The 18,200-nt window shown below is 63.6% G+C and carries 14 protein-coding genes; all 14 read left to right on the plus strand.

The window, feature by feature from the left end; all coding sequences use genetic code 11:
• The first annotated feature begins 36 nt into the window (after positions 1 to 36).
• Positions 37 to 1,197: an acyl-CoA dehydrogenase family protein gene (locus NR126_RS00825; protein ID WP_027618881.1), complete on the plus strand. Its 1,161-nt coding sequence runs from the start codon at positions 37 to 39 to the stop codon at positions 1,195 to 1,197.
• A gap of 28 nt (positions 1,198 to 1,225) precedes the next feature.
• Positions 1,226 to 3,316, plus strand: a complete 2,091-nt coding sequence (locus tag NR126_RS00830; protein ID WP_256829634.1) for an acetate--CoA ligase family protein — start codon at positions 1,226 to 1,228, stop codon at positions 3,314 to 3,316.
• A 10-nt stretch (positions 3,317 to 3,326) separates the two neighbouring features.
• Entirely contained in the window at positions 3,327 to 4,934 is a 1,608-nt protein-coding gene (locus tag NR126_RS00835) for a 5-guanidino-2-oxopentanoate decarboxylase (protein WP_027618879.1), read from the plus strand.
• 18 nt (positions 4,935 to 4,952) lie between these two features.
• Entirely contained in the window at positions 4,953 to 6,143 is a 1,191-nt protein-coding gene (locus NR126_RS00840) for a pyridoxal phosphate-dependent aminotransferase (RefSeq protein ID WP_256829453.1), read from the plus strand.
• On the plus strand, positions 6,136 to 7,551 hold the full coding sequence (locus NR126_RS00845; RefSeq protein WP_105754209.1) for an aldehyde dehydrogenase family protein: 1,416 nt from the start codon (positions 6,136 to 6,138) through the stop codon (positions 7,549 to 7,551). The genes NR126_RS00840 and NR126_RS00845 overlap by 8 nt, the downstream gene beginning before the upstream one ends.
• Before the next feature lie 92 nt (positions 7,552 to 7,643).
• Positions 7,644 to 9,236 (plus strand): ABC transporter substrate-binding protein, encoded by a 1,593-nt coding sequence (locus NR126_RS00850; protein WP_105754208.1) that lies wholly within the window; start codon positions 7,644 to 7,646, stop codon positions 9,234 to 9,236.
• A 79-nt stretch (positions 9,237 to 9,315) separates the two neighbouring features.
• A complete protein-coding gene (locus NR126_RS00855) occupies positions 9,316 to 10,275 on the plus strand; it encodes an ABC transporter permease (protein WP_256829454.1) in 960 nt (319 codons plus the stop codon).
• A gap of 3 nt (positions 10,276 to 10,278) precedes the next feature.
• On the plus strand, positions 10,279 to 11,106 hold the full coding sequence (locus NR126_RS00860; protein WP_027618874.1) for an ABC transporter permease: 828 nt from the start codon (positions 10,279 to 10,281) through the stop codon (positions 11,104 to 11,106).
• Between the two features lie 2 nt (positions 11,107 to 11,108).
• A complete protein-coding gene (locus NR126_RS00865) occupies positions 11,109 to 12,755 on the plus strand; it encodes an ABC transporter ATP-binding protein (RefSeq protein WP_256829455.1) in 1,647 nt (548 codons plus the stop codon).
• 9 nt (positions 12,756 to 12,764) lie between these two features.
• Positions 12,765 to 13,475: an NAD(P)H-dependent oxidoreductase gene (locus NR126_RS00870; protein ID WP_027618872.1), complete on the plus strand. Its 711-nt coding sequence runs from the start codon at positions 12,765 to 12,767 to the stop codon at positions 13,473 to 13,475.
• 231 nt (positions 13,476 to 13,706) lie between these two features.
• Positions 13,707 to 14,597, plus strand: coding sequence for a universal stress protein (locus NR126_RS00875; protein ID WP_105754206.1), 891 nt, complete (start codon positions 13,707 to 13,709; stop codon positions 14,595 to 14,597).
• Positions 14,598 to 14,698: 101 nt separating this feature from the next.
• On the plus strand, positions 14,699 to 15,802 hold the full coding sequence (locus NR126_RS00880; protein ID WP_105754205.1) for a polyamine ABC transporter substrate-binding protein: 1,104 nt from the start codon (positions 14,699 to 14,701) through the stop codon (positions 15,800 to 15,802).
• Positions 15,803 to 15,852: 50 nt separating this feature from the next.
• Complete coding sequence (locus tag NR126_RS00885) at positions 15,853 to 17,271, plus strand: aminotransferase (RefSeq protein WP_256829456.1); 1,419 nt, start codon at positions 15,853 to 15,855, stop codon at positions 17,269 to 17,271.
• Between the two features lie 53 nt (positions 17,272 to 17,324).
• Entirely contained in the window at positions 17,325 to 18,170 is an 846-nt protein-coding gene (locus NR126_RS00890; RefSeq protein WP_256350777.1) for a helix-turn-helix transcriptional regulator, read from the plus strand.
• The last annotated feature ends 30 nt before the right edge of the window (positions 18,171 to 18,200 follow it).

Raw genomic sequence — 18,200 nt, forward strand, 5'->3', positions numbered from 1 at the left:
CCGAACTCCTACAGCACACGCACAACAGGTAACACCATGAATTTCCAACTGACCCAAGAACAAGAAATGTTGGTGGAAGCGGTCCGCAGCTTTGTCGCCAAGGAATTGCTGCCCCATGAAGAAGCGGTCGACCGCGCTGACGAAGTGTCGCCCGAGTTGGCCGCACAGATCCGTGGCAAGGCGATTGCCGCGGGCTTCTATGCGTTCAACATGCCCGAAGAAGTCGGCGGTGGCGGCCTCGACTACCTGTCCCAGGCGCTGATCGAGCGCGAACTGTCCAAGGTCTCTTGGGCGCTGCATGTGTTCGTCGCACGGCCGTCGAAAATCCTCATGGCCTGTAAAGACGAGCAGATCAACGACTACCTGTTGCCGTGCATCCAGGGCGAGAAGATCGACTGCTTCGCCCTCACCGAACCGGGCGCCGGCTCCGACGCCAACGCGATCAAGACCCGCGCCGTGCGTGACGGCGACGATTTCATCCTCAATGGCAGCAAGCACTTCATCAGCCATGCCGGCCACGCCGATTTCGCCATTGTCTTCGCAGTCACTGACACCTACGAGCACAACGGCCGAAAACGCAACGCCGTGACCTCGTTCCTGGTGGACCGCGACACCCCGGGCATGACCATCCGCCGCGGTCCCAAGTGCGTGAGCAACCGTGGTTATCACACCTTTGAGATGTTCTTCGACGACTGCCGCGTGCCGGCGTCCAAAGTCCTTGGCGAAGTGGGCAAGGGCTGGGAAGTGGCCAACGCCTGGCTGACCGCTGGCCGGGTGATGGTCGCTGCCAACTGCGTCGGCCAGGCACAGCGCGCACTCGATGTGTCGCTGCAATGGGCGGCGGACCGCCAACAGTTCGGCCAGCCGATCGGCAGCTATCAGGGCGTGTCGTTCAAGCTGGCGGACATGGCCACGCAAATCCGTGCGGCCGAACTGTTGACCCTGCACACCGCCTGGAAAATGGATCAGGGCAGCATGACCGACGGCGAAGCCGGCATGGCCAAGCTGTTCGCCAGTGAAGTGCTGGGTCGCGCGGCCGACGAGGCGGTGCAGATTTTCGGCGGCATGGGCTTGATGGACGAGGGACCGGTGGAACGCATTTGGCGTAACGCGCGGATCGAGCGGATCTGGGAAGGCACGTCGGAAATCCAGCGCCACATCATTTCCCGAGAGCTGCTGCGCCCACTGCTGCGTTGATCGGTTCCGGAGAACTGCCATGTCCCAGATGATTCGTGACAACCTCAAACGCCTGCTCGCACCACAGCACGTGGCGTTTGTCGGCGGCCGCAGCATGGCCCGTGCCCTCAAACGCTGTGCCGAAGGCGGCTACGCTGGACAAATGTGGCTGGTCAACCCGCAGCACGACAGCCTCGAAGGCGTGCCGTGCGTGCGCAGCATCGCCGAGCTGCCCTGTGGCCCGGACGCGGTGTTCATCGCCACCAACCGCGAGCTGACCCTGACCTGCGTCGCCGAACTGGCGGCCATCGGTGCCGGCGGAGCGATCTGCTATGCCTCCGGCTTTGCCGAATCCGGAGCCGAAGGCCAGGCCTTGCAGCAACAATTGCTGCAGGCCGCTGGCGAGATGGCCTTGCTCGGCCCCAACTGCTACGGCCTGCTGGATTACTTGCACAGCTCGGCGTTGTGGCCGGTGGCCCATGGCGGCAAGGCGGTGGAGAAGGGGGTGGCGGTGCTGACCCAGAGCGGCAACTTCGCCTACAACCTGTCGATGAGCGATCGCTCGCTGCCGGTGGCCTACATGGCTTCGGTGGGCAACCAGGCGCAACTGGGCGTCGCCGAATTGATGGACGTGCTGCTCGACGAGCCGCGCGTCACCGCCATCGGCTTGCACCTGGAAGGTCTGAAAAATGTCCCGGGATTTGCCCGCGCCGCGCACAAGGCACTGGAGAAAGGCATCCCGATCATTGCCCTGAAAACCGGGGTGTCGCAGATCGGTGCCGAGCTGGCCCTAAGTCACACCAGCTCGTTGTCTGGCTCCGATACCTTGTATGACGCGCTGTTCGAGCGCCTCGGGGTGATCCGCGTCAGCGGTCCGGTGAGCTTTGTCGAAACCCTGAAAGCGGCGGCCTGCGGCAACCTGCCGGCGGGCAACAGCCTGATCGCGCTGGCCTGTTCTGGCGGCGATGCGGGACTGATCGCCGATTACGCTGAACGCAATGAATTGACGCTGCCCAAGCTCGACAACGGACAAGTCGGCGAACTGGCGCAGGTGCTGCCGAGCTACGCCAACCTGGTTAACCCGTTGGACTTCACCACGGCGATCTGGGGTGACGGCGAAGCCCTGAACCGCATGCTCGACAGTGCCCTGCGCACCGAAGCGGATGCGGCAATGCTGGTACTCGATTACCCGGCCGAATTCACCGGCGAGCGAAAGGAATGTGACCTGCTGCTGGACCTGTATTGCAAGGCGCTGCTACGCCATGGCAAGACCGGTTTCGTCACCTCGGCCTTCCCCGAACTGCTGCCGCCTCACGCCCGTGAACGTCTGCACGCCCAAGGCGTAGCGGCCCTGCAAGGGGTGGAGGATGGCCTGGCTGCCTGGGGGCGGATTGCCGGTTATCAGCAAAATCGCCAAGCCTTGTTGGCGCTGGGCGAATCGGCGCGTGTGCCGGTGTGCCCGCAAGCCCTCACCGGCGAAGGCCGGTTGCTCAACGAATGGGATTCGAAGCAAGCGTTGCGCGCCTTTGGCCTGCCGACGCCGAACGGCGTGCTGAGCACGCCGGCCAATGCACTTAAGGATGCGCAAAAGCTCGGTTATCCGCTGGTACTCAAGGCCGTCAGTGCGCAACTGCCGCACAAGACCGAGGCCGGTGCCGTGGCGCTCAATCTAAAGGACGAAGCCGCTCTTGACGCCGCCCTGACAAAGATGACCGCCAGTATCAAAGCCTACGCGCCTGACGTGGCGGTCGAGCATCTGCTGCTGGAACCGATGGCCCAGCCACCGCTGGCCGAGCTGATTGTCGGGATCAAGCGCGAGAGCGATTTCGCCCTGGCCCTGGTGATCGGCGCCGGCGGCGTGTTGGTCGAGTTGCTCAAGGACAGCCGCTGCCTGTTGCTGCCAACCACCGACGGTGCGATCCGCAACGCGCTGCTGAGTCTGCGCAGCGCCGCCTTGCTGCAAGGCTTTCGCGGCCGTGAAGCGGCGGACCTCGACAGTCTGGTCGCGGCAATTCGCGCGGTCGCCGACTACGCCTGCGAAAACGCCGGGCAACTGCTGGAACTCGATGTGAACCCATTGTTGGTCGGCGCCGCTGGCACGACTGCGGTCGACGCGTTGATTCGCCTCGGCCATGCGTGAGGAACAGAACATGCAACAGACATCCTTGACCGGCGGCCAGGCCCTGGTGCGCCTGCTGGCTAATTATGGGGTCGACACCGTCTTCGGTATTCCCGGGGTGCACACCCTGGAGCTGTATCGCGGGTTGCCCGGCAGCGGCATTCGCCACGTCCTGACCCGCCACGAGCAGGGCGCCAGTTTCATGGCTGACGGCTATGCGCGGGTCAGCGGCAAGCCGGGCGTGTGTTTCGTCATCACCGGTCCCGGCGTCACCAACGCCGCCACTGGGATCGGCCAAGCTTATGCCGACTCGATCCCGATGCTGGTGATTTCCAGCGTCAACCACACCGCCAGCCTCGGCAAGGGCTGGGGCATCCTCCACGAGTGCCAGGATCAGCGCGCCATGACCGCGCCTATCACTGCGTTTTCGGCGGTGGCCCTGACCGCCGAAGACCTGCCCGAATTGATCGCCCGCGCTTATGCGGTGTTCGACAGCGAGCGTCCGCGCCCGGTGCACATTTCCGTACCGCTGGACGTGTTGGCAGCACCGATCGCCCGCGACTGGAGCAACGAGGTGGTGCGTCGTCCCGGTCGCGGCACGCCAGCCGTCGCTGTGCTCGAACAGGCCGTCGCCAAACTGCAAAGCGCCAAACGGCCGATGATCATCGCCGGTGGCGGTGCCTTGAATGCCGCATCGCAACTGCAAGAACTCAGCACTCGATTGGCCGCGCCACTGTTCACCAGCGTCGCTGGCAAAGGCCTGCTGCCACCCGATGCGCCACTGAATGCCGGTTCGTCGCTGTGCGTGGAGCCGGGCTGGAAGCTGATCGCCGAAGCCGATGTGGTGCTGGCGGTCGGCACCGAGATGGCCGACACCGATTTCTGGCGCGAGCGCCTGCCAGTCAATGGCGACGTGCTGCGGGTGGATATCGACCCGCGCAAGTTCAACGATTTCTACCCCTGTGCCGTGGCCTTGCACGGTGACGCCGGGCAAACCCTGTCTGCGTTGCTTGAGCGCCTGCCCGCGCAGGTGCGTGACGCCAGTGCGGCGATTGCCTCTGTGGCGGCATTGCGTGAAGCGGTAAAAAGCGGCCACGGTCCGTTGCAGTCGATCCATCAGGCGATCTTGCAACGCATCGCCGCCGAGTTGCCGGACAACGCCTTTATCAGCACCGACATGACCCAACTGGCCTACACCGGTAACTACGCCTTTGATTCGCTGGCGCCGCGCAGTTGGTTGCACCCGACCGGCTACGGCACCTTGGGCTACGGCCTGCCGGCCGGGATCGGCGCCAAGTTCGGCGCGCCCCAGCGTCCCGGCCTGGTGCTGGTGGGTGACGGCGGCTTCCTCTACACCGCGCAGGAACTGGCCACGGCCGTCGAAGAACTGGACAGCCCGCTGGTGGTGCTGCTGTGGAACAACGACGCCCTGGGACAGATCCGCGACGACATGCTCGGCCTGGATATCGAGCCAATAGGCGTACTGCCACGCAACCCGGATTTCGCCGCGCTGGCCCGTGCCTTCGGTTGCACCGTGAGCCAGCCACAAAGCCTGGCCGAACTGCAGACCGATCTGCGCCACGGCTTCAAGCGCAACGGCGTGACGCTGATCGAACTCAAGCACGCTTGTGCCCATTGATCCGAGGAGGACACCCGCATGCGTTTTTCCGATCTGACCCAACGCATCGCCGGCGACGGCGCTGCCGCCTGGGACATTCACTACCGCGCCCTGGCCTTGCGCAGACAGGGCCAGGACATTTTGCTGCTGTCGGTGGGCGATCCAGACTTCGATACCCCACAGCCCATCGTCCAGGGCGCCATCGACAGCCTTCTGGCCGGCAACACCCATTACGCCGATGTGCGCGGCAAGCCCGCCTTGCGTGCAGCCATCGCCCGCAGGCATCAGCAGCGCAGTGGCCAGGTGGTCTCGGCGGATCAGGTGACGGTACTGGCCGGCGCCCAGTGTGCGCTGTTCAGCGTCGCCCAATGCGTGCTCAATCCAGGCGATGAAGTGATTGTCGCCGAGCCGATGTACGTGACCTATGAAGCGGTGTTCGGCGCCTGTGGCGCGGTGGTGGTGCCGGTGCCGGTACGCTCGGAAAACGGCTTTCGGGTGTTGCCCGAAGACGTTGCCGCGCGCATCACCCCGCGGACCCGCGCCCTGGCCCTGAACAGCCCGCATAACCCGTCGGGGGCGAGCCTGCCGCGCGCTACCTGGCAAGCGCTGGCCGAATTGTGCATCGGCCACGACCTGTGGCTGATCAGCGACGAGGTCTACAGCGAACTGTTGTTCGACGGCGAGCACGTCAGCCCGGCGAGCCTGCCGGGTATGGCCGAGCGCACCGCGACCCTCAACAGCCTGTCGAAATCCCACGCCATGACCGGCTGGCGTGTGGGCTGGGTGGTCGCGCCGCCGGCACTGGCCACGCACCTGGAAAATCTGGCGCTGTGCATGCTCTACGGCTCGCCGGATTTCGTTCAGGACGCGGCGGTGATCGCCCTGGAGAGTGATCTGCCAGAACTGACGGCGATGCGTGACGCCTATCGCCAGCGCCGCGACCTGGTCTGCGCCAACCTCGCCGACTGCCCCGGGGTGAGCGCCTTGAAGCCCGACGGCGGGATGTTCGTGATGCTCGATATCCGCGCCACCGGCCTCAGCGCCCAGGCGTTCGCCGATCGCCTGCTGGATCGCCACGGCGTCTCGGTGCTCGCCGGTGAGGCCTTTGGCCCGAGTGCCGCCGGGCATATCCGCCTGGGGCTGGTGGTGGCAGAAGCGCCGTTGCGCGATGCCTGTCAGCGCATTGCCCGTTGTGCCCAGGAGTTGATGGAGGCTCGGCCACATGCTTAATCACAAGACACTGTTTATCGATGGCCGCTGGCAAACCCCGTCGGGACAGGGCATCGCCGAGGTGATCAACCCGGCCACCGAAGAGATTGCCGGCAGCGTACCGCTGGGCGATGAGCGCGATGTCGATGCCGCCGTAGCGGCTGCACGCAAGGCGTTCGCCAGTTGGTCGCGTACCCCGTCCAGCGTTCGCGCCAGCTACATTCGGGCGTTGGCCGAGCAGTTGCGCAGCCGTGCCGATGAGATGGCGGCGGTGATCACCGCTGAACTGGGCATGCCGGTGCAGTGGTGCCGCGCAGTGCAGGTCGACGGACCGATTGCCGGGCTTGAGCAGTACGTCGAATTGGCTGGACTGATGGACGAAGTGCGGGAAGTCGGCAACTCGCTGGTAATCCGTGAAGCGGTGGGCGTCTGCGCTTTTATCAACCCGTGGAATTACCCGCTGCACCAGTTAATCGGCAAGCTGGCGCCGGCATTGGCTGCGGGCTGCACCGTGGTGCTCAAGCCAAGCCAGGAAACCCCGCTGCATGCGTTTCTGCTGGCACAGATGATTGCCGACGTCGGCTTGCCGGCCGGGGTGTTCAACCTGGTCAGCGGACCGGGCTCCAAGGTCGGCGAAGCCCTGGCCCGGCACCCGGACGTCGACATGCTGTCGTTCACCGGCTCCACCGGCGCCGGGGTGCGAGTGGCCCAGGCCGCTGCGCCCTCGGTCAAGCGGGTCTGTCTGGAGCTGGGCGGCAAGTCGCCGCTGCTGATCGCCGAGGACGCTGACCTCGCTGCCGCCGTGCGTTATGGCGTGCAGGACGTGATGATCAATTCCGGACAAACCTGCACCGCCTTGACCCGCATGCTGCTGCCGGCCAGCCGCTATGCCGAGGCCGTGGACATTGCGTTGGCCGAAACCCGCAGCCTGGTCATGGGCGACCCACTGGACCCGCAGAGTTTCCTCGGGCCGATGTGTTCCGCTGCACAGCGGCGCAGCGTGCTCGACTACATCCGTATGGGTCAGGAGGAAGGTGCGCGCCTGCTCTGTGGTGGCGACACCCCGGCGGCGTTCGAGCGCGGTTACTACGTCAGCCCGACGCTGTTCGCCGACGTCGACAACCGCATGCGCATCGCCCAGGAAGAAATCTTCGGCCCGGTGCTGTGCCTGATTCCCTATGCCGATGAGGCGCAAGCGATCCAGCTGGCCAATGACTCGCCGTTCGGCCTGTCCAGCGCGGTCTGGGCCGGCAGTGCCGAGCGCGCCCTGCAATTGGGCCGGCAACTGCGCGCCGGGCAGTGCTTCCTCAACGGCGCGGCATTCAATTATCAGGCGCCGTTCGGCGGCTACAAACAGTCTGGCAATGGCCGGGAATGGGGGGAGGAGGGACTGAACGAATTCGTCGAAGTGAAGGCGATCCAGGTGTGACGGTTTACCCATCGAAATGTATGTGCACCGGGCCCAGGCCCGGTGTCTTGCGTGGTGCCAATTTCATTTAGCGTGTGATCAGGGGCAATCCAATGAGCGATAACAACAACAAAATTACTCAGCAATCCGCTTTCCCGCGTCGCGACTTCCTCAAATACAGCGCTGCAGCGGCCGCCGTGGCCGGGGCGTTTTCCATGGGCCTGCCATTCGGCGCATTCGCTGCAGAGGCCACGCCGAAACCGGGCGGCGTGCTGCGCCTGGGCCTGGCCGGTGGCAGCACCACCGATTCGAGAGACCCCGGCTCCTGGGCCGATACCTTCACCTTTGTCGGCTTCTCGGCGGTTTATAACACCCTGAGTGAAATTGGCGTCGACGGCACGGCGATTCCCGAACTGGCGCAAAGCTGGACCTCGACTCCGGATGCGCGGGTCTGGACCTTCAAGCTGCGTCCGGGCGTCACATTCCACAATGGCAAGAGCCTCGACGCCAATGACGTGGTGGCTTCGATCCAGCATCACCTGGGGGAGAAGTCCACCTCGGCGGCCAAGACCGTGCTGGGCGATGTGTCCACGGTCAGTGCCAACGGCAGCGACAGCGTCGTGTTCGAGCTGAAGTCGGGCAATGCTGATTTCGCCTACGTGGTCGCCGATTACCACCTGGTGATCATGCCGAGCAAGGACGGCTTGCCGGACTGGCAGGCGGGCGTCGGCACCGGTGGCTATCGGCTCAAGGATTTCGAGCCGGGCGTGCGCATGACCCTGGAGCGCAGCCCGGATTACTGGAAACCCGGTCGCGCGCATTTCGCCAGCGCCGAGCTGATCGCCATTGCCGATGGCGCCGCGCGGGTCAATGCGCTGGTGACCGGTCAGGTGGATGTGATCAACAAAGTCGACCTGAAAACCGTGGCCCTGCTCAAGCGCAACCCGAACCTGGTGATCGAGGAAACCAAGGGCGCCCAGCACTATACCTTCCCGATGCTCACCGACAGCCCGGTGTTCCAGAACAACGACGTGCGCCTGGCGATGAAACACGCGATCAACCGCGAAACCCTGCTGGCCTCGGTGTTGTATGGCTACGGCCTGGTGGGCAACGATCACCCGATCCAGCCCGGTAGCCGTTTCATCAACACCGCGCTGGAGCAACGCAGCTATGACCCGGACAAGGCGCGCTTCCACTTGAAACAGGCCGGGCTGGATTCGCTCAAGGTCCGCCTGCAAGCCTCGGATGCGGCGTACACCGGCGCGGTGGATGCCTCGGTGCTGTTCAAGGAACAGGCGCGTGCGGCGGGAATCGAGATCGACGTGGTGCGCGAGCCGGCCGACGGGTTCTTCTCCAACGTGTGGATGAAGCAGCCGTTCACCACTTCGTTCTGGTACAGCAGCCTGACCGCCGACCGCATGTTCAGCATTGGTTATGCCAAGGGTGCGGCGTGGAACGAGACCCACTGGGACAACCCTAGGTTTAACAAGCTGCTCAACGCCGCCCGTGGCGAGATGAACGATCCGTTGCGTCGCGAGATGTACAACGAAATGCAGGCGCTGTGCAGGGACGACGGCGGGGCGATCGTGCCGCTGTTCGCCAGCTCGGTGGCGGCCCGTTCCAGCCGCGTCGCCCATGGCGGCCAGACAGCGCCCTATGGCGAGTTGGATGGGCTGCGGGTGATCGAGCGGTGGTGGCAGGCGTAAGCACACCACCCAAACATTGGAAATCCCACAGTGGGTATATGCAATCTGCACCCGCGTACCCATTTCAAGGAACTGCACGATGAACAGTATTTACAAACTGCTGGCGCAGCGGCTGGCATTGGGGTTGTTGTCGCTGTTTGCGGTCTCGGTGATTATCTTCCTCGCGGTCGGCATGCTGCCGGGGGACATCGCCCAGGCCATGCTCGGCCAATCGGCGACCCCGGAAACCGTGGCCGCGTTTCGTGCCCAACTGGGCTTGGACATGCCGCCACTGACCCGCTTCGGCCACTGGATCTGGCACCTGCTGCAAGGCGATCTCGGGGTGTCGCTGGCCAACCAGCGGCCGATCGCCGAGCTGGTTGGTGCACGCCTGGGCAACACCTTTAGCCTGGCTTTGCTGGCGGCCGCCGTCTCGGTGCCGCTGGCGTTGTTGCTGGGGATGTTCGCGGCGTTGTACCGCAACAGCTGGTTCGACCGCCTGCTCAACACCTCGGCCCTGAGCGCCGTGTCGTTCCCCGAGTTCTTCGTAGCCTACATCCTGATCCTGGTGTTCGCGGTGAAACTCAACTGGTTTCCGAGTATCTCCAACCTGGCGCCGGACGCCTCGTTCGCCACGGTGCTGGAGCGCTCGATACTGCCGGTGGCAACCCTGAGCCTGGTGGTCATCGCGCAGATGATGCGCATGACCCGCGCCTCGCTGATCAACCTGCTGGCCAGCCCCTACATCGAAATGGCCCGGCTCAAGGGCATCAGCCAGTCGCGGATCATCTTTCGCCACGCCTTGCCCAATGCGCTGGCGCCGATCGTCAACGTGGTCGCGCTGAACCTGGCGTACCTGGTGGTGGGTGTGGTGGTGGTCGAGGTGGTGTTCGTCTATCCGGGGCTCGGCCAGTTGCTGGTGGACTCGGTGGCCAAGCGCGACATCCCGGTGGTCCAGGCCTGCAGCCTGATCTTCGCCGCCACTTACATCCTGCTCAATACCACGGCTGATGTGCTGTCCATCGCCAGTAACCCACGCCTGATGCATCCGAAGGGGTAGCCCATGAGCCTGTTCAAACAACTGCTGCGGGCGCCGCTGAGCGCCCAGTTCGGCCTGCTGGTGATCCTCACCTACATTCTGGTGGCGCTGTTTGCGCCGCTGCTGGCGCCCTTTGGCGAAACCCAGGTGGTGGGTGAGGGCTTCGCACCCTGGGGCGGGGAGTTCCTGTTGGGCACCGATAACCTTGGACGCGACATGTTCAGCCGCCTGGTGTATGGCGCGCGCAATACCCTGGGCATCGCGTTCCTGACTACGGTGCTGGCGTTCCTGCTCGGAGGCCTTGGTGGCCTGGTGGCGGCGATCAAGGGGGGCTGGGTCGACCAGGGCCTGTCGCGAGTGGTGGACATCCTGATGGCGATCCCGCAGTTGATCTTCGCCTTGCTGATTCTCAGTGTGGTGGGCACCACCGCGACGTCGCTGGTGCTGGTGATCGCGCTGCTGGACGCGACCCGGGTGTTTCGCCTGTCGCGGGCGGTGGCGATGAACGTGGTGGTGCAGGACTTCGTCGAGGCGGCGCGCCTGCGCGGGGAAGGCCTGTGGTGGCTGGTGACCCGCGAAGTGCTGCCGAATGCCGCGGCGCCCCTGATTGCCGAGTTCGGCCTGCGCTTCTGCTTCGTGTTCCTGTTCATCAGCGCGCTGTCGTTCCTCGGCCTGGGCATTCAACCGCCCACCGCCGACTGGGGCAGCATGGTGCGGGACAACGCGGTGCTGATCACCTTCGGCGACATCAGTCCGTTGCTGCCCGCCCTGGCCGTGGCCCTGATCACCGTCAGTGTCAATTTCGTCGTCGACTGGATGCTGCACAAGTCCAGCGGTCTCAAGGAATGCTGAGCATGACTACTGCCAAACCTTTGCTGGAAATCCGCGACCTGCACATCGAAGGTCACCACGACGACGCCTGGCACCCGCTGATCAAGGGCATCGACCTGACCCTGCAACGCGGTGAAGTGCTGGGGCTGATCGGCGAGTCGGGGGCCGGCAAGTCGACCCTCGGCCTGGCCGCCATGGGGTTCACCCGCGACGGCTGCCGAATCACCGGTGGCTCGGTGCAGTTTGATGGCATCGATCTGCTCAAGGCCAAACCGGAGGCCCTGCGCACATTGCGTGGGCTGCGGATTGCCTATGTCGCGCAAAGCGCCGCCGCGTCGTTCAACCCGGCCCATCGGCTGATCGATCAACATGTCGAGACGGCGGTGTGCAACGGCGCCATCAGCCGCGCCCAGGCCGAGGCCGAAGCGGTGGAACTGTACCGGGTGCTGCAACTGCCCAATCCCGAGCAGATCGGCCAGCGTTATCCGCACCAGGTCTCTGGCGGTCAGTTGCAACGGGTAATGACCGCCATGGCCATGGCCTGCCACCCGGACCTGATCATCTTCGACGAGCCGACCACCGCGCTCGATGTCACCACCCAGATCGAAGTGCTGGCGGCGATTCGCCAAGCTGTCGCTACGTACGGCATCGCCGCCATTTACATCAGCCACGACCTGGCGGTGGTCGCGCAGATGGCCGACCGGATCATGGTGCTGCGCCACGGCAAGCTGGTGGAAGAAGCCGAAACCCGCAGCATGCTCGGCAATCCCCGGGAGGACTACACCAAGTCGCTGTGGGCGGTGCGCAGTTTTCGCACCGAACCCAAGGCACTGCCGCAACAGGAAAAGCCCTTGCTGGAACTGCGCAACAGCTGCGCCAGCTATGGACAGCACCCGGTGCTGCACGATGTTTCGCTGAGCCTGTACCGCGGCCAGACTCTGGCGGTGATCGGCGAATCCGGCAGCGGCAAAAGCTCCACGGCGCGGCTGATCACCGGGCTGCTGCCACCGACCTACGGCGAGGTGCTGTATGACGGTCAGCCACTGCCGGCGGATTTTCGTCAGCGCAGCAAAGAGCAGTTGCGGCGGATCCAGATGATCTACCAGATCCCCGACACCGCCCTGAATCCGCGCCAGCGCATCGTCGACATCATCGGCCGGCCCTTGACCTTCTACCTGGGGCTCAAGGGCAAGGCCATGCGCACGCGGGTTGCCGAGCTGCTGGAGATGATCGAGCTCGACCCGGCAATCTACATGGAGCGCCAGCCCCGGGAACTGTCGGGCGGGCAGAAGCAGCGGATCTGCATCGCCCGGGCCCTGGCCGCAGATCCGCAGTTGATCATCTGCGATGAAGTGACCTCGGCCCTCGATCAACTGGTGGCCGAGGGCGTGCTGAAGTTGCTCAACCGCATCCAGCAGCAGTTGGGTGTGGCCTATCTGTTTATCACCCATGACGTCGCCACCGTGCGGGCGATTGCCGATGAAGTGCTGGTGATGCAACGGGGCAGGGTGGTCGACCACGGCTCACGCCAGCAGATCTTCACCCCGCCCCATCAGGATTACACCGGCTTGCTGTTCTCCTCCGAGCCACAAATGGACCCGGACTGGCTCGACCGCTTACTGGCCAGTCGCACCCCTCAACCTTCCAACCCTTCGCTGGAAAAAGTCTAAGGAATCACCATGAAAGTACTGATCGTTCACGCCCACCCGGAAGCCCAGTCCTTCACCGCCGCCTTGCGCGACCAGGCTGTGACCACCCTTGAAGCCCAGGGCCACGAAGTGCAGGTCAGCGACCTGTACGCAATGAACTGGAACCCGGTGGCCAGCGCCGCCGACTTCACCTCACGGGAAAACCCGGAGTACCTGGTCTATGCCCTCGAACAACGGCTGGGGGTGAAGAGTCAGTCAATCGCGCCAGACATCCAGGCCGAACTGGACAAGCTGCTGTGGGCCGACCTGCTGATCCTCAACTTCCCGATCTTCTGGTTCTCCACCCCGGCCATCCTCAAAGGCTGGATCGACCGGGTGCTGGTGTCGGGCGTCTGCTACGGCGGTAAACGCTTCTACGACCAGGGCGGGCTGGCGGGCAAGAAAGCATTGGTGACTGTCACCCTGGGCGGGCGCGAGCATATGTTTGGCGAAGGCGCGATACATGGGCCGCTGGAGGATATGCTGCGCCCGCTCCTGCGTGGGACGTTGGCCTATGTCGGGTTCGATGTGCTGGAGCCATTTGTGGCCTGGCATGTGCCGTATATCAGTGATGAGGCGCGTCAGGAGTTTTTGGTTGATTACGGGCAGCGGTTGCAGCAGTTGAGTGATGATCGGGCGATGGTGTTTCCGCGCCTGGCGCAGTTCGATGAACAGCTTTATCCGCTGACCACGAAGGCGTGACTGATCATTGTGGGAGCGGGCTTGCCCGCGATGATCGCCAACGATGACGCGGATATCCCGACGGAACGCGGCGTTCTTCGGGCAATCGCGAGCAGCCGTAAGCGGGAGACCGCTCCTACAGGGGGATGGGGTTGTTTGAAAAGTCATCCACTTGACCCCGATCAACACCGATTCCCCCCAAAGGCGCACCCTTTGGTCAATACTTGAGGTACACGACCCAGGAGTCTGACCATGAGCCAATACCAACGCCTGTTGCTGATCATCAACCCGGCCCTGCGCCTGTCGCCGAGCATTCAGCACGCCGGGGCGCTGGCGCGGGCCAGTGGGGCGAGTTTGCACATTGTTGCCCTGGTCAAGTCGCCGGGGATTCTGAGCCTGCTGGAGGACGACAACTGGGCCACGGCGCGGGACGAGTACCTGCAGGAGCAGCGTGACTGGCTCGAGGAGCAGGTGCAGCAGCTGCGGGGCGAGGGTGTCGAGGTGACGCACCAGGCGAGTTGGTCCGATGATCTCAAGCAGGACATCCTCGACTATGTCAGTGAATGCCAGCCGGATTTGCTGATCAAGGAAGTGCAGCAGGAGCCGTTGCTCAAGCGCACCTTCTTCACCCCGATGGATTGGCACCTGTTGCGCTATTGCCCGGTGCCGACCTATCTGGTGGGCGACCGCGCCTGCACCTTGCCGCGCAAGATAGTGGTGGCCATCGACAGCGCCAATGAGTCGGCGCAGAACCAGCAACTCAACGAGCGCATCGTCAAGCAGGCCGAACGCCTGGCGCTGCAGTGCGACGCCGAGCTGCATCTGGTCAGCGCCTGCGACATTGCCGTCGATTTCCTCGCCGGGGTCAGCGCCGCCGGTTTGACCCTGGGCGAGTTGACCCTGTCGCTGCGCCAGGACCTGGAAAATGCCTTTGTTCGCGCCGCCGAACACTTTGGCGTGCCCGCCGAGCGTCGTCACTTCATCTCCGGCGACCCGGTGCAGGTACTCGCCGAATTCGCTCACCAGCATGACATCGACGTGCTGGTAATGGGCCGCAACCAGTCCCGCGGCTTGGAGAAACTGATCGGCAGCACCACCGAGCACCTGTTGTACCAGGCTTCCTGCAGCATCCTCGCGGTCTGAGGCTTACCCCCATTCGGGGTATGGTGCCACGCGCCCATTGCGCCAATAGTAGGGACGTCCGCTCATCCAGAGCAGAGCCTGCTTATAAGGTGGAATGTGCAATGCGCAAGGCACTTCGAGTGTGGTCCAGTCTGTTGCTTGCTCCCTTGTCCCTGGCGGTGAATGCCGCCGATGTCAACGATGCGAAAACCCTGCGGTTGTACAACTGGGCGGATTACATCGGCGAACAGACCCTGGCGAATTTTGAAAAAGCCAGCGGCATCAAGGTCATCTACGACACCTTCGATGCCTACGAGACGGTGCAAGCCAAGTTGCTCACCGGTCACTCCGGCTACGACCTGGTGGTGCTCAACGCCTCCCTGGTGCCGCCGCTGATCAAGGCCAAGGTGTTCCAGCCGCTGGACAAACAGCAACTGCCGGGCTGGAGTAACCTCGACCCGAAAGTGCTGCAGGATCTGCAGGGCTACGACGCCGGCGTCGCCTATTCGGCGCCCTACACCTGGGGCAGCAATGGCATCACCTACAACGTCGACATGATCAAGGCGCGCATGCCCGATGCGCCGATCGGCTCGCTGGCGATGATTTTTGATCCCAAGGTCGTCTCGCGCTTCGCCGACTGCGGCGTGACCCTGATCGACGCGCCCACGGAAGTCATCCCGCTGGCCCTGACCTACCTCGGACGCGACCCACGCAGCGCCGCGCCGGCCGATCTCAAGGCCGCCCAGGACGTATTGATGGCGGTGCGGCCGTACATCAAGAAATTCGACTCAGTGAACTACCTGACCAGCCTGCCCAACGGCGACGTGTGCATGGCCATGACCTGGTCCGGCGACTACGCCACCGCCCAGGCACGGGCCGAAGAAGCCAAGCTGAAGATCAACCTGGCGTACTTCATTCCCAAGGAAGGCTCGCTGATCTGGTTCGACAACCTGTACATCCCCGGCGACGCGCCGCACGTGGCCAACGCCCACAAATTCCTCGAGTACCTGCTGCAACCGCAGGTCATGGCCGACGTCACCAACTACATCCACTACGCCAACAGCAACAGCGCGGCGACCGCCCTGGTGAATGCCGATGTGCGGGACAACCAGGCGATCTACCCCGACGACGCCACCCGCGCCCGGCTGTTTGCCCAGAAGACCCAGGACGCCAAGGACATGCGCGCGATCACCCGGGTCTGGAGCACGGTAAAAACCGGGAAGTAAGGGCGACTGCCTGCTGACCCGCCGACTTTTCTTTTTGCGAGTACTTTTTTATGGCGATTCCAACCGACGATTTTTTTGCCCACTTCGATCAGGCCAAACTGGTCAAGGCCGACAAGGCCCACCACATGCACGGCTACCACGTGTTCGATGAACATGCCGAGCAGGGCGCGCTGAACATCGTCGCTGGCGACGGCGCCTACATCTACGACACCGAGGGCAACCGCTTCCTCGATGCCGTCGGCGGCATGTGGTGCACCAACATTGGCCTGGGCCGTGAGGAAATGGCCCTGGCGATTGCCGACCAGGTGCGGCAACTGGCGTATTCCAATCCGTTCTCCGACATGTCCAACGCGGTGGCCATCGAACTCTGCGAAAAGCTCGCCAGCCTGGCCCCCGGCGATCTGGATCACGTGTTCCTCACCACCGGTGGCTCGACCGCCGTCGACACCGCTTATCGGCTGATCCAGTACTACCAGAACTGCCGGGGCAAGCCAGAGAAGAAACACATCATCGCCCGCTACAACGCCTATCACGGCTCGACCTGCCTGACCATGTCGATCGGCAACAAGGCCGCCGACCGGGTGCCGGAGTTCGATTACGCCCACGAGCGGATTCACCACATCTCCAACCCCAATGCGTATCGCGCCCCCGAAGGCATGAATGCAGCGCAGTTCCTTGAATTCCTGGTGCAGGAGTTCGAAGACAAGATCCACAGTATTGGCGCCGACAAGGTCGCGGCTTTCTTCGCCGAACCGATCATGGGCTCTGGCGGGGTGATCATTCCGCCCGAGGGCTACCTGCGGCGCATGTGGGAGGTGTGCCAGGCCCACGACATTCTGTTCGTCGCCGACGAAGTGGTGACCTCGTTCGGCCGTCTCGGCACCTGGTTCGCCTCGGATGCCGTGTTCGGCGTACAGCCCGACATCATCACTACCGCCAAGGGCCTGACCTCGGCCTACCTGCCGCTGGGCGCGTGCATCTTCTCCTCGCGGATCTGGAAGGTCATCGCCGAGCCGGGCAAGGGTCGTTGCTTCACCCATGGCTTCACCTACAGCGGCCATCCGGTGTGCTGCACTGCAGCGTTGAAGAACATCGAGATCATCGAGCGCGAGCAGTTGCTGGCCCATGTTGGCGACGTTGGCAGCTACCTGGAGCAACGCCTGGCCACCCTGCGTGACTTGCCGCTGGTGGGCGATGTGCGCTGCGTCAAGCTGATGGCCTGCGTCGAGTTCGTCGCCAACAAGCAGAGCAAGGCGCTGTTCCCGGATGAGGTGAATATTGGCGAGCGAATCCATGTGCGGGCTCAGGCCAAGGGCTTGTTGGTGCGACCGATCATGCACCTCAACGTGATGTCGCCACCGCTGATCATCACCCACGCCCAGGTCGATGAAATCGTCGAAACCCTGCGCGAGTGCATCCTCGAAGCGGCTGAGGAACTGACGACCAACGGTTTGTACGACGGCGCATGAGTCAGCGTCCCGGGGCTTTGCCCGGCAGGGGCTCTCCCGCTAGACTGCGGGGCATGAGCAAAGCCCAAGACCAGACCCTGATCGCCTTGCCCTGGCGTGCCCTGCATCAATGGCACGCCGGGCTCCAGCAAGCCTTCGCCCACATCGAACAGGACGATGCCCTGCGCTATCTGGCGCAGGCCATCGGGCATCTGGTGTCGATCGAATCGGTGATGATCAGCCTCGAACGCAAGGACCAACCGCCGCTGTCGCTGTACCTGCAAGGGATCCCCGAGCAGTACCGCGACTCGGTGATTGGCCGCTATTTTTCCGTGGGCTACTTGCTCGATCCGTTTTGCCTGGCGGTGGAACAAGGGCTGGCCGAAGGGTTTTATCACCTGGAAGAAATCGCCCCGGACCACTTCTTCGACAGCGACTACTACAAGACCTACTACCTCAAGGCCGGCTGCTCGGAAGACAGTTATTTCATCGTCGACGTCGGCAACCAGAGCAAAGTCTCGCTGAGCCTGTTCCAGGGCTTTGGCGGCGAGACCCTGAGTCACAGCCAATTGGATGTGCTGCGGGCGGTGGAACCGATGGTCGCCGAGTTCATTCGCGAGTTCGCCCGGCGCAATCCGGCGATTGTCGAGCAGGGCGCCTCAGCCGCTCGTGCGCAGACCGATATCAAGCGCAGCATCCAGCAGGCCTTCGAGCATTTTGGTTGTGATGTACTGACCGAACGGGAACGGGAAGTGGCGCATATGATCCTGCGCGGTCACTCGGTGAAGTCCACTGCGCAGCAGATGAGCATTGCCATAGAAACCGTGCGCATGCACCGCAAGAACCTCTACCTGAAGCTGGCGATCAGCTCGCAGTCAGAGCTGTTTGCGCTGTTTATCGAGTGGTTGCGTCAGGATTGAGCTGACGCCCCTCAAGGGTTTGAGGGGCGC

This window comes from Pseudomonas sp. Pse1 (assembly GCF_024519635.1).
Lineage (GTDB): Bacteria > Pseudomonadota > Gammaproteobacteria > Pseudomonadales > Pseudomonadaceae > Aquipseudomonas.

Bases quoted from the DNA above. Each gene is read 5' to 3' on its own strand.
- NR126_RS00870 (WP_027618872.1), top strand. From the start codon at position 12,765: ATGAAAGTACTGATCGTTCACGCCCACCCGGAAGCCCAGTCCTTCACC.
- NR126_RS00840 (WP_256829453.1), top strand. From the start codon at position 4,953: ATGCGTTTTTCCGATCTGACCCAACGCATCGCCGGCGACGGCGCTGCC.
- NR126_RS00825 (WP_027618881.1), top strand. From the start codon at position 37: ATGAATTTCCAACTGACCCAAGAACAAGAAATGTTGGTGGAAGCGGTC.
- NR126_RS00885 (WP_256829456.1), top strand. From the start codon at position 15,853: ATGGCGATTCCAACCGACGATTTTTTTGCCCACTTCGATCAGGCCAAA.
- NR126_RS00865 (WP_256829455.1), top strand. From the start codon at position 11,109: ATGACTACTGCCAAACCTTTGCTGGAAATCCGCGACCTGCACATCGAA.
- NR126_RS00835 (WP_027618879.1), top strand. From the start codon at position 3,327: ATGCAACAGACATCCTTGACCGGCGGCCAGGCCCTGGTGCGCCTGCTG.
- NR126_RS00845 (WP_105754209.1), top strand. From the start codon at position 6,136: ATGCTTAATCACAAGACACTGTTTATCGATGGCCGCTGGCAAACCCCG.
- NR126_RS00855 (WP_256829454.1), top strand. From the start codon at position 9,316: ATGAACAGTATTTACAAACTGCTGGCGCAGCGGCTGGCATTGGGGTTG.
- NR126_RS00880 (WP_105754205.1), top strand. From the start codon at position 14,699: ATGCGCAAGGCACTTCGAGTGTGGTCCAGTCTGTTGCTTGCTCCCTTG.
- NR126_RS00890 (WP_256350777.1), top strand. From the start codon at position 17,325: ATGAGCAAAGCCCAAGACCAGACCCTGATCGCCTTGCCCTGGCGTGCC.
- NR126_RS00830 (WP_256829634.1), top strand. From the start codon at position 1,226: ATGATTCGTGACAACCTCAAACGCCTGCTCGCACCACAGCACGTGGCG.
- NR126_RS00875 (WP_105754206.1), top strand. From the start codon at position 13,707: ATGAGCCAATACCAACGCCTGTTGCTGATCATCAACCCGGCCCTGCGC.
- NR126_RS00860 (WP_027618874.1), top strand. From the start codon at position 10,279: ATGAGCCTGTTCAAACAACTGCTGCGGGCGCCGCTGAGCGCCCAGTTC.
- NR126_RS00850 (WP_105754208.1), top strand. From the start codon at position 7,644: ATGAGCGATAACAACAACAAAATTACTCAGCAATCCGCTTTCCCGCGT.